This window comes from Xenorhabdus lircayensis (assembly GCF_016306625.1).
GTDB classification, from domain to species: domain Bacteria; phylum Pseudomonadota; class Gammaproteobacteria; order Enterobacterales; family Enterobacteriaceae; genus Xenorhabdus; species Xenorhabdus lircayensis.
Genome location: NZ_JACOII010000021.1, coordinates 1 through 21,450, shown reverse-complemented (window position 1 = coordinate 21,450; position 21,450 = coordinate 1). Strand labels below are relative to the sequence as shown.

Annotated in this window: 23 protein-coding genes, 2 tRNA genes and 2 pseudogenes; 9 read left to right on the top strand and 18 right to left on the bottom strand. The window is 42.9% G+C overall.

Going from position 1 to position 21,450, the window contains the following annotated elements; translation table 11 throughout:
* Positions 1 to 379: 379 nt before the first annotated feature.
* The 4 genes from pykF to H8A87_RS03645 form a co-directional block, all read right to left on the bottom strand.
* Positions 380 to 1,789: a pyruvate kinase PykF gene (gene pykF, locus H8A87_RS03660; RefSeq protein ID WP_198688639.1), complete on the bottom strand. Its 1,410-nt coding sequence runs from the start codon at positions 1,787 to 1,789 to the stop codon at positions 380 to 382.
* Between the two features lie 522 nt (positions 1,790 to 2,311).
* A tRNA-Val gene (locus tag H8A87_RS03655) sits at positions 2,312 to 2,388 on the bottom strand.
* A 33-nt stretch (positions 2,389 to 2,421) separates the two neighbouring features.
* Positions 2,422 to 2,498 (bottom strand) — tRNA-Val (locus tag H8A87_RS03650).
* 159 nt (positions 2,499 to 2,657) lie between these two features.
* The gene (locus H8A87_RS03645; protein ID WP_198688638.1) at positions 2,658 to 4,031 is read right to left on the bottom strand and encodes an MATE family efflux transporter; all 1,374 of its coding nucleotides are present in this window, start codon (positions 4,029 to 4,031) and stop codon (positions 2,658 to 2,660) included.
* Between the two features lie 279 nt (positions 4,032 to 4,310).
* Here H8A87_RS03645 and H8A87_RS03640 point away from each other — a divergent pair, with 279 nt between their 5' ends.
* On the top strand, positions 4,311 to 4,955 hold the full coding sequence (locus H8A87_RS03640; RefSeq protein ID WP_198688637.1) for a riboflavin synthase subunit alpha: 645 nt from the start codon (positions 4,311 to 4,313) through the stop codon (positions 4,953 to 4,955).
* 111 nt (positions 4,956 to 5,066) lie between these two features.
* Here H8A87_RS03640 and cfa read toward each other — a convergent pair whose 3' ends face one another.
* Together cfa and punC are read right to left on the bottom strand one after the other, a co-directional pair.
* Positions 5,067 to 6,218, bottom strand: coding sequence for a cyclopropane fatty acyl phospholipid synthase (gene cfa / locus H8A87_RS03635; RefSeq protein ID WP_198688636.1), 1,152 nt, complete (start codon positions 6,216 to 6,218; stop codon positions 5,067 to 5,069).
* Between the two features lie 320 nt (positions 6,219 to 6,538).
* Positions 6,539 to 7,720 (bottom strand): purine nucleoside transporter PunC, encoded by a 1,182-nt coding sequence (punC, locus tag H8A87_RS03630; protein ID WP_198688635.1) that lies wholly within the window; start codon positions 7,718 to 7,720, stop codon positions 6,539 to 6,541.
* Positions 7,721 to 7,842: 122 nt separating this feature from the next.
* Between punC and punR the strand changes: the two genes are divergently transcribed.
* On the top strand, positions 7,843 to 8,751 hold the full coding sequence (gene punR / locus H8A87_RS03625; RefSeq protein WP_198688634.1) for a DNA-binding transcriptional activator PunR: 909 nt from the start codon (positions 7,843 to 7,845) through the stop codon (positions 8,749 to 8,751).
* 3 nt (positions 8,752 to 8,754) lie between these two features.
* Here punR and purR read toward each other — a convergent pair whose 3' ends face one another.
* Positions 8,755 to 9,780, bottom strand: coding sequence for an HTH-type transcriptional repressor PurR (purR, locus tag H8A87_RS03620; RefSeq protein WP_198688633.1), 1,026 nt, complete (start codon positions 9,778 to 9,780; stop codon positions 8,755 to 8,757).
* 565 nt (positions 9,781 to 10,345) lie between these two features.
* A complete protein-coding gene (sodB, locus tag H8A87_RS03615) occupies positions 10,346 to 10,924 on the bottom strand; it encodes a superoxide dismutase [Fe] (RefSeq protein WP_198688632.1) in 579 nt (192 codons plus the stop codon).
* 392 nt (positions 10,925 to 11,316) lie between these two features.
* Here sodB and H8A87_RS03610 point away from each other — a divergent pair, with 392 nt between their 5' ends.
* The gene (locus H8A87_RS03610) at positions 11,317 to 11,676 is read left to right on the top strand and encodes a Grx4 family monothiol glutaredoxin (protein WP_198688752.1); all 360 of its coding nucleotides are present in this window, start codon (positions 11,317 to 11,319) and stop codon (positions 11,674 to 11,676) included.
* A gap of 64 nt (positions 11,677 to 11,740) precedes the next feature.
* Here the strand turns inward: H8A87_RS03610 and rnt are convergent, their stop codons facing one another.
* From rnt to H8A87_RS03580, 6 genes are all read right to left on the bottom strand, one after another.
* The gene (gene rnt / locus H8A87_RS03605) at positions 11,741 to 12,400 is read right to left on the bottom strand and encodes a ribonuclease T (protein ID WP_198688631.1); all 660 of its coding nucleotides are present in this window, start codon (positions 12,398 to 12,400) and stop codon (positions 11,741 to 11,743) included.
* A 188-nt stretch (positions 12,401 to 12,588) separates the two neighbouring features.
* Complete coding sequence (gene gloA, locus H8A87_RS03600) at positions 12,589 to 12,996, bottom strand: lactoylglutathione lyase (RefSeq protein WP_198688630.1); 408 nt, start codon at positions 12,994 to 12,996, stop codon at positions 12,589 to 12,591.
* Positions 12,997 to 13,180: 184 nt separating this feature from the next.
* Complete coding sequence (locus H8A87_RS03595; protein WP_198688751.1) at positions 13,181 to 13,456, bottom strand: pyocin activator PrtN family protein; 276 nt, start codon at positions 13,454 to 13,456, stop codon at positions 13,181 to 13,183.
* 5 nt (positions 13,457 to 13,461) lie between these two features.
* Positions 13,462 to 13,767 carry a hypothetical protein gene (locus tag H8A87_RS03590; RefSeq protein ID WP_198688629.1) on the bottom strand — a complete coding sequence of 102 codons (306 nt, stop codon included), beginning with the start codon at positions 13,765 to 13,767 and terminating at the stop codon, positions 13,462 to 13,464.
* Entirely contained in the window at positions 13,757 to 13,957 is a 201-nt protein-coding gene (locus H8A87_RS03585; RefSeq protein ID WP_198688628.1) for a hypothetical protein, read from the bottom strand. Before H8A87_RS03585 ends, H8A87_RS03590 begins: the two co-directional genes overlap by 11 nt.
* Positions 13,954 to 14,346: a DUF551 domain-containing protein gene (locus H8A87_RS03580; protein WP_198688627.1), complete on the bottom strand. Its 393-nt coding sequence runs from the start codon at positions 14,344 to 14,346 to the stop codon at positions 13,954 to 13,956. Before H8A87_RS03580 ends, H8A87_RS03585 begins: the two co-directional genes overlap by 4 nt.
* Positions 14,347 to 14,441: 95 nt before the next feature.
* Between H8A87_RS03580 and H8A87_RS20175 the strand changes: the two genes are divergently transcribed.
* Positions 14,442 to 14,573, top strand: coding sequence for a hypothetical protein (locus tag H8A87_RS20175; protein ID WP_269749513.1), 132 nt, complete (start codon positions 14,442 to 14,444; stop codon positions 14,571 to 14,573).
* Here the strand turns inward: H8A87_RS20175 and H8A87_RS03575 are convergent.
* The 4 genes from H8A87_RS03575 to H8A87_RS03560 form a co-directional block, all read right to left on the bottom strand.
* Complete coding sequence (locus tag H8A87_RS03575) at positions 14,567 to 15,022, bottom strand: hypothetical protein (RefSeq protein WP_232370055.1); 456 nt, start codon at positions 15,020 to 15,022, stop codon at positions 14,567 to 14,569. The genes H8A87_RS20175 and H8A87_RS03575 overlap by 7 nt on opposite strands.
* Positions 15,009 to 15,362, bottom strand: coding sequence for a hypothetical protein (locus H8A87_RS03570; RefSeq protein WP_198688626.1), 354 nt, complete (start codon positions 15,360 to 15,362; stop codon positions 15,009 to 15,011). The genes H8A87_RS03575 and H8A87_RS03570 overlap by 14 nt, the downstream gene beginning before the upstream one ends.
* Positions 15,359 to 15,733 carry a hypothetical protein gene (locus H8A87_RS03565; RefSeq protein WP_198688625.1) on the bottom strand — a complete coding sequence of 125 codons (375 nt, stop codon included), beginning with the start codon at positions 15,731 to 15,733 and terminating at the stop codon, positions 15,359 to 15,361. The genes H8A87_RS03570 and H8A87_RS03565 overlap by 4 nt, the downstream gene beginning before the upstream one ends.
* A 627-nt stretch (positions 15,734 to 16,360) precedes the next feature.
* Positions 16,361 to 17,101: a LexA family transcriptional regulator gene (locus H8A87_RS03560; protein ID WP_198688624.1), complete on the bottom strand. Its 741-nt coding sequence runs from the start codon at positions 17,099 to 17,101 to the stop codon at positions 16,361 to 16,363.
* Positions 17,102 to 17,217: 116 nt separating this feature from the next.
* On the opposite strand from H8A87_RS03560, the gene H8A87_RS03555 reads away from it, so the two are divergent.
* From H8A87_RS03555 to H8A87_RS03535, 5 genes and pseudogenes are all read left to right on the top strand, one after another.
* A complete protein-coding gene (locus H8A87_RS03555; RefSeq protein WP_198688623.1) occupies positions 17,218 to 17,454 on the top strand; it encodes a transcriptional regulator in 237 nt (78 codons plus the stop codon).
* Positions 17,444 to 17,725: a hypothetical protein gene (locus H8A87_RS03550; RefSeq protein ID WP_232370054.1), complete on the top strand. Its 282-nt coding sequence runs from the start codon at positions 17,444 to 17,446 to the stop codon at positions 17,723 to 17,725. The genes H8A87_RS03555 and H8A87_RS03550 overlap by 11 nt, the downstream gene beginning before the upstream one ends.
* A 406-nt stretch (positions 17,726 to 18,131) precedes the next feature.
* Entirely contained in the window at positions 18,132 to 19,745 is a 1,614-nt protein-coding gene (locus tag H8A87_RS03545; RefSeq protein ID WP_198688748.1) for a DEAD/DEAH box helicase, read from the top strand.
* Positions 19,742 to 20,308 (top strand): annotated as a pseudogene (locus H8A87_RS20600) (DUF7146 domain-containing protein); the annotation flags it as partial. The gene H8A87_RS03545 and the pseudogene H8A87_RS20600, both read left to right, overlap by 4 nt.
* A 35-nt stretch (positions 20,309 to 20,343) precedes the next feature.
* A pseudogene (locus H8A87_RS03535) lies at positions 20,344 to 21,450 on the top strand (host specificity protein J); the annotation flags it as partial.

Below are 21,450 nucleotides of genomic sequence, written 5' to 3'. Positions count from 1 at the left end.
GATTATTTTAAAGATAGGAAAGCCATTGAATAGGTATCGATAAATTAATGCGAATTATTGCGATATAAAAAACGTTTACTTTAAACGTAAACGAGCAAAAATAGTAAAGTATTTTTGTACTGATCATCGTCATAAAGAAGGCTATGGAATAAATTATATCCCTGTTGTTATATTAGTATTCTTAGAGTTATGGTAATTTCAAATTGGAAAATATATCTAATGTAACTGTATATTGGTTGTAAGGTTCACTATGACAATGGTATGTCATAGAAATATAAAAAACCCACAATTGTATAATATAAATGTGGGTTTTATTCGTGATTGGCAGTGCTGACCAAGGTTAGGCAGCACTGCGTTCATGATTTAAAATAACGAAGGCTTAAAGCACATGAACGGAGGAGGTGTTTGTTGTGCCACTCGCTACCAGTGCACCGGAGACCATAACAACGATATCACCTTTATGTGCCATACCACTTGCCAGAGCCGCTTCTTTACCAATGCGATAAAAATCATCGGTAGAAGCGATTTCTTTGACAACCTGAGTGAAAACACCCTTGACCAACAGCAATTGGCGAGAAGTGATTTCATTCGTGGTCAGAGCAAAAATCAGCGCGTTAGGGAAATACTTGCGGATGGATCTTGCTGATTTACCACCATAGGTTGCCACGACGATCAGTGGTGCTTCCAGTTTTTCTGCAATTTCAACAGCACCACGGCTGACCGCTTCAGTAACGCGCAGTTTCTGAGATTTGGTGTTTTCAATCCGGCTGCCCATGACGCGATCTGTACGTTCACAGATTGTCGCCATGATGGAAACGGCTTCGACAGGGTATTTCCCTTTAGCGCTTTCACCGGAAAGCATTACCGCATCAGTGCCGTCTAAAATAGCGTTGGCAACGTCGCCAGCTTCAGCACGGGTAGGGCGTGGGTTTTTGATCATGGAATCCAGCATTTGCGTTGCAGTGATAACAACTTTACGAGCCGCATTGCATTTTTCGATCATCATTTTCTGTGCAAAAATCACTTCCTCTACTGGGATTTCAACACCCAGATCACCACGGGCAACCATGATACCGTCTGAAGCTTCGAGAATTTCATCGAAATTATTCAGACCTTCTTGGTTTTCGATTTTAGAAATGATTTGAATATGTTCACCACCGTGTACTTTCAGGTGCTCACGGATTTCGAGTACATCGGCGCGTTTGCGGATAAAAGATGCAGCGATGAAATCCACACCTTGCTCACAACCGAATACGAGATCTTGTTTATCTTTTTCTGCCAATGCAGGCAGGTTGATGGAAACATTCGGCAGGTTAACGCCTTTGTTTTCGCCCAAGTCACCGTTGTTCAATACTTCACAGATGACTTCAGTCGCGGTGACGTCTTTGACTGTCATGGCGATCAAACCATCGTCAACCAATACGGTGTTGCCTGATGCCAAATCCGTTGGCAGTCCAGCATAAGTCACGGCTACACGATCTTGACTGCCAATGACGGATTTATCTGTCGTAAAGGTGAAAGTCTGACCCGCAGTGAGGGTGACGTCATTGCCACCTTCCAGTTTCATGGTACGGATTTCAGGGCCTTTAGTATCCAGTAGGATTGATGCTTTCTTGCCAGTTTTCGCCGTGACCGCACGAATATTTTTAATACGTTGACCATGCTCTTCGTAGTCACCGTGAGAAAAATTCAGGCGCATTACATTCATGCCTGCATTGAGCAGTTCAGTCAATTTTTCTTCGGATTCTGTTTTCGGCCCGATAGTACAAACAATTTTGGTTTTTTTCATGACAATCTATCTACTGGTTTTAATGGATTAAAAGAGTGAATCGCCAACCATTGACATTTATGCCAACATCATCTGGTGTTGTAAGTTGCGCAACATAATGGAAAACGGATAGCAGAAAGCGTCAAATGGTTTTTTTAGTGTGCAGTCAGGCATGTGCAAACATGCGGACTTGGTTCGATTAATCATCTGTAATTTTTTCTGAATTCGGTAAATCAATTGGCTGAAACCATTCAACTTATGACAGAAGCGTATTATAGAGACTAATTTCTGTGAAATGAATCAAAAAAATGGCTCTCGAAGAGATTTATATACGGAAAGGAAGAAATAAATCTGACTCATGTTAAAGAAATCAGGAAGTTGTTGCGCAAGCAGGATGTAATTGAATTTTTAGTACGAAGAATAGGTTGGGGTACAATTGGTTTATTGGTTTATGAAAATGCGGTTTGTGAAAATGGGATAAAGCAACAAGATGTAGCAAAAAAATAGCAGTCTAAAGGGAAGTTAAGGAAGATACTTAAAATATGGTGCGTCCGAGTGGACTCGAACCACCGACCCCCACCATGTCAAGGTGGTGCTCTAACCAACTGAGCTACGGACGCACATAAGATTCTTTTTTGTGCCAATCTGATATTTGGTGCGTCCGAGTGGACTCGAACCACCGACCCCCACCATGTCAAGGTGGTGCTCTAACCAACTGAGCTACGGACGCAATCTAAATTTCCGCGATTGACAACGGGGACGAATATTAACGGGCACTGGGCTTTCTGGCAAGGGGAAAAGTACAAATTCTTGTTCAACTGCTCGCATTTACATCTTTTAGAATGAATTTGCAGCTTTTCCCCTGGGATTTATAACTTAATGTACTGAATTAATGGGTGGAACGTTTCAGAATAAAATCGGCTGACTGTTTTTGTGTCCACAAAATTCGGTAGCCAATCATGAACGCCGCTGCGGTTAAGCCAATTATGAAGCCAATCCAGAAACCCTTTGGCCCCATGGGTTCAGTCACATAATCAGTTAGCCCCAGAATATAGCCACTAGGCAACCCTAAGAGCCAATAAGCAATGAAAGTGATAAAGAAAATAGAACGTGTGTCTTTATACCCACGCAATACGCCCGAACCAATGACCTGAACAGCATCAGAGAGCTGGTAAATAGCCGCAAACAACATCAAGTGGGAAGCAAGAATGACAACTTCGGGATTATCGTTATACATAAATGCAATCCGTTCGCGGAACAGAACTGTGAAAGCGGCGGTCATACACGCAATAATTAAACCAACAGCAAGACTGGTGTAAGCAGATATTTTGGCACCTTCGGTTGATTTCCGACCGAGGTTATAGCCGACGCGAATAGTTGCCGCGATCCCCAATGACAGCGGGAACATAAACATCATGGAGCTGAAATTGAGTGATATCTGGTGTCCAGCAACGGCAACGACGCCAAGAGGAGAAACCAACAATGAAACAACAGCAAAAAGTGTAACCTCAAAAAACATTGCCAGTGCAATAGGTAAACCAAGTCGGAAAATACGCTTTTGCGTATGCCATTCAGGGCTTGCAAAATTATTAAATGTTTGAATATCCTTTTGGGAAGGAGAATGTTTCACATATGTAAGCAGCAACAGGAACATGACCCAGTAGACCGTTGCCGTTGCAACGCCACAGCCTACACCTCCCAATGCTGGTGCACCAAATTTGCCGTAAATAAATATATAGTTGATGGGAATATTAACCAGTAATCCGGCAATGCCGATTATCATTGCTGGCTTGGTTTTCGACAACCCTTCACATTGGCCGCGCAAAACTTGGTAGAACAAGTAACCGGGCGCACCCCACATAATGGCATGGATAAAATCCGTGGCTTTTTGCGCCAATACGGGATCGACGTTATGTTGTGCTTCTATAATAAATCGGCTGTTATACAGTACCGTGATGACTAGGATGGAAAGGAAGGTTGCAAGCCAGAAGCCTTGTTGGATCTGACCAGCAACATTTTTTCTCTGACCGGAGCCATTCATGTGTGCCACGATTGGCGTTAAGGCGAGCAATAAGCCTTGACCAAACAGAATAGTTGGTAACCAGATTGATGTACCAACGGCAACAGCTGACATCTCAACAGCGCCAGCTTTACCAGCCATAACTGTATCGACGAACCCCATCGCAGTTTGTGAAAATTGTGCGATGATGACGGGGATCCCTAGAGCGAGCAAACTACGCGCTTCATTTAAATATTTCTGCACGTACTACACCTTTTTTGATTGAGAATTAACTAGAAAAAACAAGGAATATTTCTGCGAGCAAACGATGTTAGTGGACAATATATCGCCTATAAGCCCTTATATTGTATAGGACTCATTTTATTAAGCCAATCGTTGCACGATGTTTATACTCAATAATTGGAACTATATTCAATTGAAACCCAGCTGAAACCACGTTCAACCTAACTCAACCGAAATAGTGTTTAAAAGTGATGAGTGGGTTAAACTAACTTGCTATGTAAAATTATTAAAGAGGTGCCCATGTTTACAGGTATCGTTCAGGGAAAAGCGCCGATAGTTGCCATTGATGAAAAAATGCATTTTCGGACTCATGTTGTTAAATTCCCGGCTGAATTATTACCCAGAATTGAAACAGGAGCTTCTGTTTCCCACAACGGTTGTTGTCTGACTGTAACCAAGATCGATGGCGATTTCATTAGTTTTGATTTGATGAAAGAAACACTGCGTTTGAGCAATCTCGGTGAACTTAAAGTAGGTGATATCGTCAATCTGGAAAGGGCAGCTAGATTTGGTGATGAAATTGGAGGGCATTTGATGTCCGGTCATGTTATTACAACAGCTGAAATTGCCAAGATTTTTACTTCAGAAAATAATCATGAAATTTGGTTTCGAATTCACGACAAGCAATTGATGAAATATATTCTGCACAAAGGATTTATTGGCATTGATGGGATTAGCCTGACAGTTGGCGATGTCGTTAATAATCGCTTCTGTGTTCATTTGATCCCGGAAACATTGGAGCGTACAACTCTGGGTAAAAAACGTCTTGGACAAAAGGTCAATATTGAGATTGATCCACAAACTCAAGCAATTGTAGATACCGTTGAACGAGTCATGGCGCAGAAAGAACAAGAAAGGTTGTTGTTACAGACCGAAGAACAATAAAAACATTTCCAAATTGTGTTAAAGATTTTGTCGCAGCGTCCTCAAAAGAATGTGGAAGCTACAGAAATGCAGTTTCTGTAGCTTTTCGAGTCCTATTTGTGGAGAAATTCTCTATCTAGGTACTCTTAGTCCCTTTTCAATACCTTGTGGGCTGAATATGATCTGCCATAGTTGAATATCCCTTGATCGGAATGCGCCTGCACAGGCATTCAAGTAATAACTGAACATACGTTTGAAACGTGGGCTATAGTTATGTTCTATTTCGTGCCAGCTTGCAGTAAACCGCTCATACCATGCCATGAGTGTCCGGTCATAATCTGCACCAAAGTTGTGCCAATCTTCCATGACAAACTTTCCACTACTTTCTTTGGCAATCTTTGAAATCGATGGTAAACAGCCATTGGGAAAAATATATTTGGAGATCCAGGCATCAGCATCAGATTTATCAAGATTGGAACCGATGGTATGGAGAAGGAACAGACCATCAGGCTTCAGGTTCTTTTTTACTATATTGAAATAATTGCCATAATTTTTAGGGCCAACGTGCTCAAACATACCGACGGAAACAATGCGATCAAACTGGAGGTTAAGATTTCGGTAATCTTCAAGGATAATTTTTACCTCTAGATCTTTACAGCGTTCCTGGGCATATTTCTGTTGCTCGGCTGATATTGTCACTCCAGTGACGGATACGCCATAGTTTTCCGCAGCATAAGCGGCCAAGCCACCCCATCCGGAGCCGATATCCAATAAGGTCATGCCTGGGGACAGTTGTAATTTTTCGCAAATCAGGCGAAGTTTATGGGATTGAGCTTCTTCCAGCGTATTAGCCTCTTTCCAATAACCGCAGGAATATTGCATATGAGGATCAAGCATTCGGGTAAAAAGATCATTGCCTAAATTATAGTGTTCCTCACCGACAATCCAAGCTCGTTTGGGAGACTGTAAATTAAATATACGAGAGATAATTATCTTCAAGATATCTTTAACATTTTTTGGAATACGGTTTTCCAAACCTGCCCGCAATATTTTATGAAAGAAAATATCAAGGTGATCACATTCCCACCAGCCATCCATATAACTTTCACCCAGCCCCAAGGAACCTTCTCTCAATACTCTCTTATAGAAGTCGGGATTTTTAATGCGTATATCGGAAGGACGCTTGCCGTTGATCTCAATATCAGCTTTTTGAAGCAATTCATGAACGATCCTATACCAAGAATCAGTTATTGTTTTTTTACCTTCAACGAAAGATGAACTCATATACTCTCCAACATTTGTGTGATGGAATTTTGAGGGATCACTTTGTAGCTGATTTTTTTATTATGTTAAAACCACGAAGGTTTATTTAGAAAAAATATAGAAATTACAATGAAGGCGCATATTGCCCATTCATCCTGAAATTAAATAGAGCCTCAGTGCTCCGAAAAACCTCAAATTCCGAGTTTCTTAGAATAATGAATCTGTATGAGTATATGATTGAAATAGCATTTAAACAATCATCTAAAGGTCACATAATGATGTAACCTTTAGATAATAATGTTCTTAATTATTATTTTTTTGAGAAATTGTTTTACCTATGTTTAGTGGCTTTTTTCAGCATATTGCTTTTGTAGCCAATAACCTACTGCCATCGGAACAACAGTAAGAACCATAACTGTCGTAGTAGATAATAGAGGATATTTCATAAACATAGAGACGACCATACTGGCGACAAAGCAAAGACCTAATTGCAGAGCATTTTGCAATGCAGCAGCCTTACCACTGTCCTTAGGATAAACAGAGAGTGCATTTGACACGGCAATTGGATAAGACGCGCCATTCATTGCAGCCATAAAACAAAAAGGAACGAGAATAGCCATAAACGAAGGTTTATCTAATAGGGAAAGCAAATAAATAATGATCATGCTTACAGCATAACCCACCAACATAAATGGGAAGACCGTTTCACTTTCCACTTTTTCCAATAAGATACGGCAACCATACCCACCGATCATAAACGCCAGAGTTTGAGGAATATAACTCAGACCTATATCGGTAGGGTCATAACCCATATTCTCCAAAATCGTTGGTGAGCCAGTTAGCCAAGCAAAAAAACCAGCGCTACAAGCAGCATAAATCAAGACATTCCCGCTAAAAACAGGAGTCTTTAGTAATGTAAAGAAAGAAACCACCTTCTTATCGGAATTGGTTTCGATATTCTTGCATTTATTGGTCAGGAAAAATGTTGGTATCAACAGAAAGAGTGTCACTACCATTAAAACAAGGAAAATGACTCTCCAACTGGCGTGTGACAATAGCCAAGCGCCCAACAAAGGTGCAAGAGCAGGGGAAAGGGCGACCAGAGGCATGATCATGGCAAAAACGCGTTTGGCACGTTCTGCATCATATCTATCGACGACCAAAGCCTGCCAGGAAACTGCCGCAGAGCAGACACCAACCGCTTGAATAAATCTTAGTACGAGCAACTGGGTGGAGTCGGTTATCCAGAGCATACCTAAACAGCTAATGGAAAACAGGAATAATCCGATAATAAGAACAGGTTTTCTTCCTAAATGGTCAGACAATTGTCCCCATAAAAGCTGAGCAAAGGCAAAACCGGCAAGAAAAATGCTGAGACTCGCACTAATGGCACCTTCTGATGTACCTAACTCTGCTTTCATTGCACCAAATGCAGGCAGATACATATCGATAGCCAAATAACCGAGCATGCTCAGGCCGGCGAGATAAAACATAAATGGAGTTGAGTTTTTATTCGTTGTCATTGGTCAATAATTTTGTATGGTAATTGATAAGGAAATACCCGGCTTATTCTATATGGCATGATTTTTACTTGTGAAACGGTAATATTTGCACCATGCTGTGAAATAAATTGAAAGGAAGATATATGTGGTCTGAATACTCTCTGGAAGTCATTGATGCTGTTGCCAGAACAGGAAGTTTCAGTGCAGCTGCATCAGAACTTCATCGTGTACCCTCTGCTATCAGCTATACGGTAAAACAACTCGAAGAATGGCTGGCGGTGCCTTTATTTGAGCGTCGTCATCGCGATGTGGATTTAACCGAAGCGGGAGCTATTTTTGTCAAAGAAGCCCGTTCTGTTATCAAAAAAATGAATCACACTCGACATCAGTGTCAGCAAGTTGCCAATGGCTGGCGAGGACAATTCAGTATTGCGGTTGATCAGGTAGTAAAACCAGAACGAACTCTACGATTAATTTTGGATTTTTACCGTCATTTTCCAGATATTGAATTATTTATCTACCCTGAAGTTTTTAATGGTGTATGGGGTGCCTTGGTGGATGGGCGGGTAGATGTAGCCGTTGGTGCGACACGGGCGTCTCCTGTCGGAGAAAGATATAGTTTCAGGGATATGGGATTCATGCCTTGGTTATGTGTAGCCAGCCCTGAACATGAGCTGGCGGCAATATCGGGTAAGTTGAATGACGACCAAATGCGACCTTATTCCAGCTTGTGTCTTGAGGATACTTCACGCAGTTTACCTAAGCGTGATACATGGGCTTTGGATAATCAGCGCCGATTGGTCGTTCCCGATTGGGATGCGGGCTTGAATTGCCTGATGGATGGGTTGTGTGTAGGCATGGTGCCCAAGCATCGTGCACTACCGCTGATCCGTAAAGGAAAGCTAACTACACTCGAACTTGAACAACCACTACCTGATAGCCCATGTTGCTTAACGTGGTCGGAAAAAAGCCATTCACCAGCATTAAGCTGGTTACTTGATTATCTTGGGGATAGTGAAACGCTTAATGCTGAATGGCTGCAAGAAAATTAACCCTCAACGGCGATAGTCGATAAAAGGTCCATCCGTGACAGAGCGTCGTTCAACAAGGCGCGGATGGACTTCAATAGTTTGTGCATCCTCACGTTTATTGATGATTCTGTCCAGTAACATCGAAAAGGCCATTTGCCCCAAACGTTCCTTGGGTTGGTGGATGGTTGTCAATGCTGGCGTGAAATAGCGGGCGTTGCGAATATTGTCATAACCGATGATGGAAATGTCTTGTGGAACACGTAATCCCAACTCATCAGCAGCACAGATCGCTCCCATCGCCATGACATCCCCACCGCAAAAAACCGCAGTCGGGCGATGTTTTTGATTCAGGATCTTACTCATAGCTTGATAACCGGATTCAGGTTCAAAATCGCCTTGCACAATCCACTCATCCCGAATGGCGATATTGGCTTCTTTCAGTGCCTTGAGAAAACCTTGGTGACGTCCGCCTCCAGTATTTCTTGCCAATGGTCCAGGAATGGAAGCAATATCACGGTGACCACGTTCAATAAGATAACGGCCAGCCAAATAACCACCATGAAAGGCGTTATCAATAATTGCATCGGTAAAATCTCCTCTGGACTCGCCCCAATCCATGACCATCATGGGAATATTGCGATAATCTTCCAGCATACCTAAAAGTTGCTCAGGGTATTCCGAACACATTACCAGCAGGCCATCTACGCGTTTTTGTGCCAACATCGCGAGATAAGCCTTCTGTTTATCAAGATTGTTATGGGAATTACATAAAATCAGTGTATAGCCTTTGCGGTAGCAGCTATTTTCAACAGATTCTATGATTTCAGCAAAATAGGGGGCTTCACTTGATGTTGCCAGCAATCCGATGGATTTAGTGTGGTTGACTTTTAAGCTGCGAGCAACGGCGCTGGGAGAATAATTCAATTCTTTAATAGCCGCCCAAACTGCAGCCTTTGTATCTTCGGCGACGAAACGGGTTTTATTGATAACATGGGATACGGTTGTGGTTGAAACACCAGCGCGTTTAGCCACATCTTTAATCGTTGCCATGATAAAAAGGACTCCTGACCTTTGGGTCTAAATTTATATACCCTTCATCTTTCAAGTCGCAGCGTGGTTGACTGAACTCACTCACAGCCATGCCACAACTTGAAATCTATGGATATAGGTATTTGTTAATCGTTTGCCAACATAATTTTATATATAGAGTGATGGTTGGCAATAATTTAGCGATAAACCTTGAATTTTGTCTGATCTAGCTCAAAAGTGAAAGTAATAATCGATGTTATAAAGAGTATGGATTAAGTATGACGGTATGGTTTTTTAGATAATACGGTAAATAACCACCTAAAATTTATGACGTTTAGGTGTCTTAATTTTCACTTTGAGGATGTTCTATGGATACAGATCTGAAGTTGGGATTATTGGCTGCCAGTAGTGCATTAATCATGATTGTTTTTCTGGGAAGCCTTTGCCTGATCTAATCAAGGCCTGGAAAAAGAGAATTGAGGTGTAACATCGCCCGTTTTAAGGGCGGGTTCTCAGATATTCATAATTTAGTGAATGGAGAAAACCCGGCCTTTGTTATTTCAAACTGGTATGAGGATCAATCTTATTAAGCCAGATTTTCTTCAACAAATTTCCAGTTGACCAGAGCCCAGAAGTGTTCCAGATATTGAGGGCGTGCATTACGGTAATCGATGTAATACGCGTGCTCCCAAACGTCGACGGTCAGTACTGGTTTATCTTCGCCAGTCAATGGGGTTGCTGCATTAGAAGTGTTAACGATAGCCAAGCTGCCATCAGTTTTCTTAACCAACCATGTCCAACCAGAACCAAAGTTTTTCAGGGCGGCGTCAGTAAACTGTTGTTTGAACTCAGCAAAAGAACCGAAAGTACTGTTGATGACATCTGCTACTTTCCCTGTTGGTTCGCCGCCACCATTTGGTGACAGGCTATGCCAGTAAAAAGTATGGTTCCAGACTTGTGCTGCGTTATTGAAGATGCCGCCTTCAGATGTTTTTATTATTTCTTCCAGTGATTTTCCGGCAAATTTGGTATCTTTAACCAAATTATTCAGGTTTACAACATAAGCGTTGTGATGTTTGCCGTAGTGATATTCTAGAGTTTCTGCAGAAATGTGTGGTTCCAGGGCATCTTTGGCATAAGGTAATGCTGGTAATTCAAAAGACATTGCATGCTCCTTTTTAATATCGGGTTTTTGGCTCTGCAAACCATGATTTATAAGACACTAATCATGGGCAGGGCAAATTTAAGCTTATTATCATGTTGCTATTTTGATAATTATCTTAACAACTTTTTTGCTAAATAACAGGGAAAAAGATGCTACTTAGCTGCGATCTGGTGCAAAAATGAACTGTAAAACGAATCGAATACGGTCAGTCGAGATGAGAATATCTAATGATCATTTGCTGCAAATCGTGGCAAAAATTTGCCACAGAAAGTTCGCGGTAGAAAAATTAGAGTAGAAAGTGGTATTCTGAATCAATCTTTTCTGATGCTGATGAATAGCGCTTGCAGTTTAAGGAAGCAAAAATGACGACTATTAATACGAATACTAACATGATGTCTGATACAACAAATAAGGCGATCATTGAAAAAATCGAACGCCAAATTAAAGAAAACCCAATCCTGCTGTATATGAAAGGCTCCCCGAAATTGCCAAGCTGTGGTTTCTCTGCACAAGCAGTTCAGGCTTTATCTGCCTGTGGCGAACGTTTTGCTTATGTGGATATTCTGCAAAATCCTGATATCCGCGCAGAATTACCTAAGTATGCACACTGGCCGACGTTCCCTCAGCTTTGGATTGATGGTGAGCTGGTGGGCGGTTGCGACATTCTTATGGAAATGTATCAGCGTGGTGAATTACAAACACTAATCAAAGAGACTTCTGACAAGTATCGTGAACAAGAAGAAGGTGAATAATTCATCGAAATGATGAATGATCTCCATAGCCCCATATCCATTAATAGGTATGGGGCTTGATTTTTTAGGATTCGTTGTCAACGGTGTCAGTGGAAGTTAATGGCCAACCACCGAGCCGTTTCCAGCGATTAACGAGTTCGCAGAAAAGTAGGGCAGTCCGGTCGGTGTCATAAAGCGCACTATGTGCTTGATTGCTATCAAACGGTATTTCCGCTGTGATACAAGCTTTGGCAAGGATTGTCTGACCAAGAACCAACCCACTGAGTGCGGCAGTATCAAAAGTAGCAAACGGATGGAATGGATTGCGCTTCAAACCAGAACGTTCTGCAGCTGCCATAACAAAATTATGATCAAAATTGGCATTATGAGCGACCATAATCGCACGGTTACAGTTAGTATCTTTCATGCCTTTGCGGATCATTTTGAAGATGGCATGTAATGCGGTGTATTCACTGACCGCTCCCCGCAAGGGATTCGTGGGGTCAATGCCTGTGAATGTCAGGGCAGCAGGATCAAGGTTAGCCCCTTCAAAAGGGTCAATATGGAAGTGCAGTGTATCAGCGGGTGTTAGCCAACCTTCTTCATCCATTTTTAATGTAATTGCAGCAATTTCAAGTAAAGCATCTGTACGTGCATTAAAACCACCGGTTTCGACATCAATGACAACGGGATAGTAGCCACGAAAGCGTCCACTTAACATGTTTTGATCGTTTTTATTAGACATCTGATTTTCAGTTCTTAACTTCAGGATTCTGTTTTTAACTCTGGAATAGTGGCTATTATGACAAAATTTGGTATGTCTTGCAGAAGTAATGCTTATCCAATAAAGAATAAAGGGCAATAGAGTATGCCCTTTCGCATGTGTGTGAATATCCCCCTCATCTTTCAAGCGGCAACTCGAAATCTATTGGATTAGTTTCCTAATGCACGGCTGGCGCTGGTGTTTTCGATGAGTTCGATCTTATAGCCATCAGGATCTTCAACAAACGCAATGACGGTTGCACCTCCTTTGACTGGCCCAGCTTCACGGATTACATTCCCACCAGCACGCTTGATGCGTTCACAGGTAGCCGCGACATCATCGACGCCCAAGGCGATATGTCCAAATGCGGTTCCCATTTCGTAGTTTTCAACACCCCAATTGTAGGTGAGCTCAATGACTGCACCTTGACTCTCATCGGTATAACCAACAAACGCGAGGGAATACTTATACTCTGGATTTTCACTGGTGCGAAGTAAACGCATGCCTATTACCTGAGTGTAGAAATCAATCGAGCGCTGCATGTTACCAACACGGATCATAGTATGGAGTAAACGCATGATTACCTCTTGATATTTATAGTTTTATTGCGATAAATAGCTTTATTGCGAAACTTTGCTCACTAGCTGCATATGTCTGGTTAACTAGAATTTAATACATTATAAATCAATTAATTATAATTATTAGGGGGGCTATTGGGGTGCTACGACAACAGTACCCGGGTAGAATTTGATGACTTCTTGATTAATTTGTTTTTTCTACTCTTTTAAACTGTATTCTCTCCAATTCTTGTACAGCCCGTGCTCTTTGCTGATCAATATATGCAGCAAGGTCATTCACATGAACGATTCGCGGCGATTTCTGGCTGTCATTTAACTTATACGTGGGAATGTCCAGCTTTCCTTCATTTGCTTTGCGCTCTGCTGTTCCGGGACTCATTTTGAGGTACCTTTCCGCTATGTTTGATAACGGAATTTGCGAAGTTTCAAACTCTGCCATTAATAAGAATGCCGTGTTCATCTTCATTATTCAACCCTTTTCCGATACCCGTTCTCCAATATTATTTTCGCTACTGCCGCAGGCGTTACGGCGTCACTCCATGTCGCATCAAATATGATGTCATTCAGTTCGAGTGTGAGAATGTTGTTTAGATTCTTTGGCTTTATTTGATAGGGCACCCCTTCCATGACTTCAATCGTGAGTGTGGCTATTTCTTCTGCATTCCGTTCTGGCTTACGGTATCCGGCTTGCCATATTGCTTCGGTGATATCAGCAGGGTGACTCCAAGCCGAAGCAATTATTTGTGTGAGGTGGAATGAGTTATTGGTCATGGCTTTTTTCCTCCCTCTGCTTTATTTCAAAACTCACTCGCTGGGCAATGTGCATAGCATTACGAATCGTTTTATCAATCATCTCGTCAAGCTCATTAATGATTAGCACCATCTCGTTATCATGTTTTTCTGCCAGTAGGTATTTGGTTACCTCCCAAGTCACGGCGGTATCCATCAGGCTTTTGCTCATGACCGCTTCTCCTCTGGTTGCTTAGGTAACTCCATCCAGTGAGTGACTGTGTAGATTCTGCCGTCCATATCGGCCATGCACTCGTTATTGTTTGTCTCGCAGTCTTGAAACTTATTTGACCATGCAGGATCAAACCATGCGGTTGTTATTCCGTAACTGCCAAATGTGAGATATTTTCTTTTTGATTCTGGCTTCCCGTCCTGAACGCTTACCCAAGGTATTACCTGCGGCTCAGTGACTTTTCCCTCAAACACAGCACAAACCAAGTTCGTCGCTTTGACTATTTCGCCGTACTGCCATGCCTCTATCTCTAATTTAGTCCCCGGATGCTGGCGGGCGATCTCGTTGAGGATTGCTACTACTAATTCGGGTTGGTTAATCTTGAACATTATTCTTTACCTCGCTTATTACGCCCTTTCTTCACTGGCGTTATCTTCACGCCTGCTACTTTGGGGACTGGTGGCCGAGGAGGGCAGATGCCCTCGTGAATGTAAAAGTTACGTTTCATGTGGTGGATGATCTGCTGCGTGTAATCCCTGCCGTCGTCGATGTGGACTACCGTTCTGACAATGACGTCGTTAATGTCCGCCATCTGGCGGCGCTGCTCAGTCATTGAAACGCCCCCTTAGCGGCCAGTGTGTCACCCATGTCATTGATCATGCTTTGCCATATCTCGCGCCCGTGACTCGTCAGATGGCCATTGATTACACATTTTTCCATCAGGTGAATGGCGATGACTTCCCATGCTGGGTAATTCTGCTGTAGTGCTTCCAGTGCGCAACTATCCACCAGTTCACGAATGCCTTTTACACCATCGACAATCGCGACATTAATTTCTGTTTTTCCGACTTGCATCGTGAAGTGAGCGCCACCGTTACGGGTTGTTACATCGTGATAGATACCCTCTGCATCAAACTGCTTTTGTGCTCGAGCGTAGGCCAGTTTATTCAGTGCCCCTTGCTCGCTGAAATAATCCTTGTTAGCGCCACGAACGACATAGACTTCACGCAGTTCAATTTTGATATCTTGGTTGGTGACGGTTTCAATGGGGTTAAGCGTTTTCATGGTCATTCCTTATATGTTGGATTATTTTCTCTTCTTTTTTTATCTGCCGTCTTTCTTTTATTTCATCGATAGCATTACAATGATTTTCATGTTCAGCTTCGATAATAAAAGGCAATATCGAAAACAGGCGAGACAATCTACTAAGATCATTCATGGCATCATCCTGAGAATACTCTTCACTCTTAACGGCTACATTTGCTAAATTAGCAATGGACTTTATTCCATCTGTTATTGAGTAAATAACCTCTTCGCTTGATGATGATAAAAATTGTAAATCTTTATCGCTCATTTCAGATATTCGGGTATTACTAACGCGAGTGTGTTTGTAGATGTTATTCATGAATATTCTACTCCACGGACTTGTGCTATTTGTTGGCTTATTTTATGCACTATATCTAATGCAATGCTGAGTAGATGAGCATTAGCTAAATTTTTATCAGTATCCATTAATAAGCAAACATATGTTCTGAGGTTTTCTATTTCACACGCTGTACCTTCTAACTTACCATATAATTCTGATTCGTCTTCCGTGATATAATCTTTATTTAAATCCCTTAATCGTTGAGCTAAATCACATGTCTTACGATGCACACCACGACACATTAAATGAGTGTCCGGTTGAGCTTCATTTTGAGTTGCGGTAACTACAGGGAATATTGATGCTTCAATTTCTTCCGCAATCTCGACGGCTGTTTGTAGTTTATTGTTCATTATTTTCTGAATTTGACCAAGTAAACAAATAAGTTTGCAATCTTTCCGCTAGTTTTAGTGGGGTTTTAATATTTTTGTTATTATTTGATGTCTTTTCTATTTTTCTTGCCTTTGTTTTTATTTTATAAAACAGCAATAAATTAGATTAAAAATTTATTGTTGCTGCTACTTTCACAATTTCGTATTTTCTTACGGTAATTAACGTGAATCAGAATAACAATGTTTGTTTTGGTTCAAATCAAACATTTGACCAGTCCATGCTGTGATATAAGAATCTGATAACATCCTCTTTGCTTGCTGGTAGCTCTCAGCGATGCATTTAATTCTGACTGGGTACTTTTGTTTTGCATTAGATCGTTCAATTGCAGCGAAGAAAAAAGTCTTCATCGTCATCCCTCTGGGTTAAATGAGCTTATTTAAGCTCCTTGCGTTACCTCAATGACTCCGACTTTATCTAAAAGATAAATTATTATAAATAGTAAATTGATAAAATATTTATCAATACAACTTTATCTGATGATAAATTATTGATATATATTGATAAAATAATTTATCATTCCTTGATATTTGGACGAAAAAAAACCAGCGGAAAGCTGGCTTTATTACTGATTTAGTTTCTTGCCTTAATTATCCCAATCTTGAGTAATCCATTTTCCATTTACCGACAACAAATCCATGTATATGAAATTTTGATTCATCTTCCGAGTCGATCTCCCATCTGTCGTAAATTTGATTATCACTAATAACAACAATTACATCTTTTAATAGCTGCAATCGTTTTATGTGCATCCCACCTCCATATGTAAATGCATAGATACCATCACTCATAAATCGATTGACCGTTATATCTAAAACAACTAGCTCTCCGGGATTGATCGTCCCTAGCATGCTGTCCCCAACAGCAGTTGTTAATTTTAATGATGTCGATTTCCTACCACCGAACACCTGTTTTGCATATTCAGGATCAATCTCAATTGAGCGAACTATATCGGGATAATCGCTATTCAATCTACTACCTCCGCAACTGAATTCCACATCAAGCTGTTCAATCCTGTATGAAGGATTAGTAACTTTATGTGAAATATTTTGCAAGTGATAGTTTTCCCTGTTGTTTTCTTTGTGATTATTATCACGGTTATTAATAGACTGAGGCACATCTAGCCAGCCTGTGGAGAGATCTAAATTCCCCTCTATACGTCTGGCAATGATATCTCCTATGTTTCTTACTGCATTATCGCTCGTGAGCTGACTGAGCTGACTGGGAGGTATTCCTATCAACTCTGCAAATTCTGCCTTTGATATCCCTTGACGAACATGTGTATCCATCAAGGCGCGCAAATTGTTGCGTCTTATGTCTTTAGTTTCCATATCACAATGATCACATTAATTAGCAATTTGATAAATATGCACGATGATAAAAAAACTTGCAAATTTTTATCAAAAAGATAAATTATGGTTCTGAAATTAACTTGTAAGGTAAAGATATGAAGAATGATTTGCATCGTTGGAAAAGGGAAGCCAGTAAAGATGACTGGAGTGATCTCGCTCAAATTGTTGGGACGAGTGTTGGGTATTTAAATTTGATTGCGGGTGGATTTCGCAGGGCTTCCCCAAATATGGCAAGCCGCATTGAGGATGGAACTAAGAAATTCAACGGATTAATCCCAGTAAAAAAAGAAAATTTAATTTTTATGGATCCACCAAAGAAGCATGTTTCCTAATTACATCGCGGTTCAAATGCCATCGCATTTCTACCCTGACGATGGCGCATGGATACAGGAGATGCTGGCAAAACTGAGAGCCAGCACACGGGCGAAGATCACGGCGAAGTATTCAGAAATCTATCAGGCAGCATGGGACGACGAAGCGGTGTCGTACCAGAAAGACAACGCCGCACGACGGGCAGCCAATATCCGGCTCAGGGAGTTTGTCGTGAAGTATGAGAGGGCCGCGCAGGGTTACACAGAGCAGCCGAAAGTGGTAGGGCAATAATCAAGGGTTTGGATGTTTAGATGTTTAGCCGTCTAAATGTTTTTTTTGGGGAAGAGGGGAAAACTTTCTAGGGGGTTTGGGGGTGATCTTTGAAAGGGGTGTTAGGGAAGGCACAGCCAAAGGAAGGACTCAGATCTTAATGTAGATCACTATAGGGGTAAAAGATGGCAGCAGCCGTTTAGACGTCTAAATAGGTGGAAGTAAAAAGGCTTGTACTCTGGCAGTGGAAAATAATCAAGTGAGGGTCTCAATGTTAAATCAGAATGGATATGCAGGGGAAAGCAAGAAACCGAACGGTAGCACTTTGGAGAGTCATTCCGTATCGGTTCTTGCAATAGGCACGAAGGAAAAGTTACCTGCACAAAGTATCGCACAGGGACCACAGAAAATAAACAGGGGTAACATCATGCTGAATCTTACCCCTAACTTTGCACAGGAACGCGGTTTAAGCCTGTTGCGCCAGAACTGGAAACAGCACCGCACTTTTATGGTGTACAGCCCGACAGGTTCAGGCAAAACCGGACTGGCCGCCTTTATCACCGCGGGATATATCACCCGTGAAATGCGGGTCATGTTCTGTGTACCGTATACGATCCTCGTTGAGCAGACCGCCAAACAGTTCGTTAAGTATGGTTTACCCGAAGATGAAATCGCCTATATCTGGCGTGACCACCCGAATTATGACCCAAACGGCCTGATTCAAATTGCCTCAGCAGATACGATTATCCGCCGTGACTTCCCGGACAATATCGACCTGTTAATTATCGACGAAGCACACTTACGCCGTAAACGGATGCTGGAAATTATCCGTGATACTGACATTCCGGTGATCGGGTTATCCGGCACCCCCTTTGCGCCGTTCCTCGGTCAATACTACGAAAAGCTGATTAAGCCCACCACCATGAAAGAGCTTATCCAGCGCGGGGATCTGAGCAAATACGAATTCTATGCCCCGACGAAGCCTGATTTAAGCGGCGTAAAGAATACCGGCAACGCCGAATACGGCAGTGATTACAAAGAGACTGAGATTGCCGAAATCATGTGTGGGTCTGATCTGGTGGGCGATATCGTCAGTAACTGGCTGAAAAATGGCAATAACCTGTCAACCATTTGCTTTTGCGTGACGGTCAGCCATGCCAACTTTGTGACCGTTGAATTCAATCGCGCCGGGGTTAATGCCGAAATTATTACGGCAGAGACACCCCACGAAAAGCGTCAGGTGATTATTCACCGTTTCGAACAGGGTGCTATAAAAGTCATTGTGAACGTGGGGACGCTGATTGCCGGTTTTGACAGTGATGTCCGCTGTATCATCTACGCCCGTCCCACGAAATCAGAAATCCGCTGGGTTCAGTGCCTTGGTCGTGGATTAAGAACAGCACCGGGCAAAGAAGCCTGTCTTATCTTTGATCACTCCGGCTCGGTTCACCGCCTCGGCTACCCCGACAGCATCGAATATGACGAACTGCCCCGCAAGAACGACGGCATGAAAACCCAATCCAGCTACCGGGAGCAGGAGAAGCGGGAAAAATTGCCGAAAGAATGCACGTCCTGTCACTACATGAAGCCTGCGGGTGTCTATGTCTGCCCGAAATGTGGATTCAAGCCACTGGCGGGTGAGGATATTGATGTGGATACCAGCCGCACTATCCAGAAACTCAGCACGAAAGAACGCACTTACACACAGGCCGAAAAACAAAGCTTTTATTCCCAGTTGAAGTATTACCAGAACCAACGCGCCACACAGGGGAAGTTCCTGAGTGACTGGTGGGTCAAATATACCTTTAAAGAAAAGTTCGGCGATTTGCCTCGAGGCTTGCATGACACCCCGCAGGAACTGACGCCCGAAGTGAACAACTTTATCAGGCATAAACAAATTGCGTGGGCGAAATCCCGCAAGAAAGCGGAACAGCCGTCCAGCCAGGAACAACAGGAAATGCCCCTTGAGATAACTCGCCAGAAGGTACGCAAGCTGCGTGAAAACCTCAGCACACCCTCACAACAGGGAGACACACGGTGAACAGAATAAAAACCACTGAGGCCGTTATCGGTCGCTGGCCTGAAATTTTCGATTACCTCGGTTTACCGCCTGTCACAGGCAAAAAACACTTTAAAGGAAAGTGCCCGATATGCAGCCGAAAAGGTAAATTCCGTATTGATGACCAGGAAGGGCGCGGCACGTTTATCTGTATCTGCAATGCCGGGGATGGCTGGAAATTGCTCACCCTGACGCAGGGTAAAGATTACAAGACACTGGCGGATGAGATTGATGCTTTTTTGGGTATCCAGTCCGACAAGCGCAGTGTCGTGAAAAAAGAAACTAATATCACCGCTTTCAGAAATAAGGTCACCGCCTGTTACCCCAATCTTCTCAGCCTGAAAGGGACACCGGGCGAGTCCTATTTGCGGAACCGGGGTATTCATGTTTTACCTGCGGACAATGTGCGGTATTGCCCCGATCAGCCCACGCATCAGGGGCATTTGCAAGCAATATGGGCACTCGCCACTGACTCAAAAGGGCAGCTCTGTTACCTGCACCGCACTTACCTTGACGGGGATAAAAAAGCCAACATCACCCCACAGAAGAAAATGAATTCATTACAGGAAGACAGCTATCTGGAGCATACCAGACTATTTTTGATACCCATATCGACAACAAAACAACAACCCTGTATGAGCGCTCATATCGTATCAATCTGCCTGATGCCAGAACAGGCTGGACGGTTCGGGTTGTCAGAAAAACACCGAACAGCACCAGTGAACGGATCATTGATAAGATGAACATTATGGCGTTCACCGAAATTATTGACGCCAAATTCCGCTACCCGAATACCGAGCTGCTGTACGTTGAGTTCGACGCCAGATTGTTCAATGGCAATGTGCCCACGATTTCATGTAAACCCAAGGGGCGCATCATTCGTGTGCCGACGAATTACGACCCGGTCAGCCGCACGTACAGCGGTATCTGGAACCTGACATTTAAATGGGCGCACAGCAATAACCCGGCGTGGGTTTTGTACGACATCTTACTGAATGATCTGTGTGGCCTCGGTGACAAAATCGACAAGACGCAAATCGATGAAATTGAGTTGTATCGCGTGGCACAATATTGCGATCAGCCCGTTCCCGACGGCAAAGGGGGCATGGAGCCGCGATTTATCTGTGATGTCTACATCCAGTCACGCGAAGAAGCCTATAAGGTGCTGAACGACATTGGTGCGATATTCCGGGGTTCGGTCTACTGGGGTGCCAGCCAGTTTATTGCCATGGCGGATATGCCGGACGACATCAGATACATTTTCACGCAGGCCAGCGTGATTAATGGTGATTTTGTCTACAGCAGCGGCGGCGAACGTAACCGCAGTACGGTTGCCATGGTGAGCTGGTCAAACCCGGACAACCATTACAATGATGAGGCTGAAGTTGTTTCGGATGATAATTTAATCCGGCGCTATGGTATCAACCAAACCGATATTGCCGCCATTGGCTGCACCCGTCAGAGTGAGGCGCAGCGCCGGGGAAAATGGGCGATCCTGACCAACTCACGTGACACTCTGGTTTCATTCCGCGTGGGGCTGGAGGGTCAAATCCCCATGCCCGGTCAAATTATCGGTGTGGCGCACAAAAACAGAGCCGGGCGCGTAATTGGCGGCCGCATTCAGTCGGCGAATAATCGCACGGTTACACTGGACAGAAAACCTGATGTGCAGGCAGGTGATCGCCTG

Excerpts from the sequence above, each read along its gene's own strand:
- pykF (WP_198688639.1), bottom strand. The coding sequence starts at position 1,789 with ATGAAAAAAACCAAAATTGTTTGTACTATCGGGCCGAAAACAGAATCC.
- H8A87_RS03640 (WP_198688637.1), top strand. The coding sequence starts at position 4,311 with ATGTTTACAGGTATCGTTCAGGGAAAAGCGCCGATAGTTGCCATTGAT.
- cfa (WP_198688636.1), bottom strand. The coding sequence starts at position 6,218 with ATGAGTTCATCTTTCGTTGAAGGTAAAAAAACAATAACTGATTCTTGG.
- punC (WP_198688635.1), bottom strand. The coding sequence starts at position 7,720 with ATGACAACGAATAAAAACTCAACTCCATTTATGTTTTATCTCGCCGGC.
- punR (WP_198688634.1), top strand. The coding sequence starts at position 7,843 with ATGTGGTCTGAATACTCTCTGGAAGTCATTGATGCTGTTGCCAGAACA.
- purR (WP_198688633.1), bottom strand. The coding sequence starts at position 9,780 with ATGGCAACGATTAAAGATGTGGCTAAACGCGCTGGTGTTTCAACCACA.
- sodB (WP_198688632.1), bottom strand. The coding sequence starts at position 10,924 with ATGTCTTTTGAATTACCAGCATTACCTTATGCCAAAGATGCCCTGGAA.
- H8A87_RS03610 (WP_198688752.1), top strand. The coding sequence starts at position 11,317 with ATGTCTGATACAACAAATAAGGCGATCATTGAAAAAATCGAACGCCAA.
- rnt (WP_198688631.1), bottom strand. The coding sequence starts at position 12,400 with ATGTCTAATAAAAACGATCAAAACATGTTAAGTGGACGCTTTCGTGGC.
- gloA (WP_198688630.1), bottom strand. The coding sequence starts at position 12,996 with ATGCGTTTACTCCATACTATGATCCGTGTTGGTAACATGCAGCGCTCG.
- H8A87_RS03595 (WP_198688751.1), bottom strand. The coding sequence starts at position 13,456 with ATGAACACGGCATTCTTATTAATGGCAGAGTTTGAAACTTCGCAAATT.
- H8A87_RS03590 (WP_198688629.1), bottom strand. The coding sequence starts at position 13,767 with ATGACCAATAACTCATTCCACCTCACACAAATAATTGCTTCGGCTTGG.
- H8A87_RS03585 (WP_198688628.1), bottom strand. The coding sequence starts at position 13,957 with ATGAGCAAAAGCCTGATGGATACCGCCGTGACTTGGGAGGTAACCAAA.
- H8A87_RS03580 (WP_198688627.1), bottom strand. The coding sequence starts at position 14,346 with ATGTTCAAGATTAACCAACCCGAATTAGTAGTAGCAATCCTCAACGAG.
- H8A87_RS03575 (WP_232370055.1), bottom strand. The coding sequence starts at position 15,022 with ATGAAAACGCTTAACCCCATTGAAACCGTCACCAACCAAGATATCAAA.
- H8A87_RS03570 (WP_198688626.1), bottom strand. The coding sequence starts at position 15,362 with ATGAATAACATCTACAAACACACTCGCGTTAGTAATACCCGAATATCT.
- H8A87_RS03565 (WP_198688625.1), bottom strand. The coding sequence starts at position 15,733 with ATGAACAATAAACTACAAACAGCCGTCGAGATTGCGGAAGAAATTGAA.
- H8A87_RS03560 (WP_198688624.1), bottom strand. The coding sequence starts at position 17,101 with ATGGAAACTAAAGACATAAGACGCAACAATTTGCGCGCCTTGATGGAT.
- H8A87_RS03555 (WP_198688623.1), top strand. The coding sequence starts at position 17,218 with ATGAAGAATGATTTGCATCGTTGGAAAAGGGAAGCCAGTAAAGATGAC.
- H8A87_RS03550 (WP_232370054.1), top strand. The coding sequence starts at position 17,444 with ATGTTTCCTAATTACATCGCGGTTCAAATGCCATCGCATTTCTACCCT.
- H8A87_RS03545 (WP_198688748.1), top strand. The coding sequence starts at position 18,132 with ATGCTGAATCTTACCCCTAACTTTGCACAGGAACGCGGTTTAAGCCTG.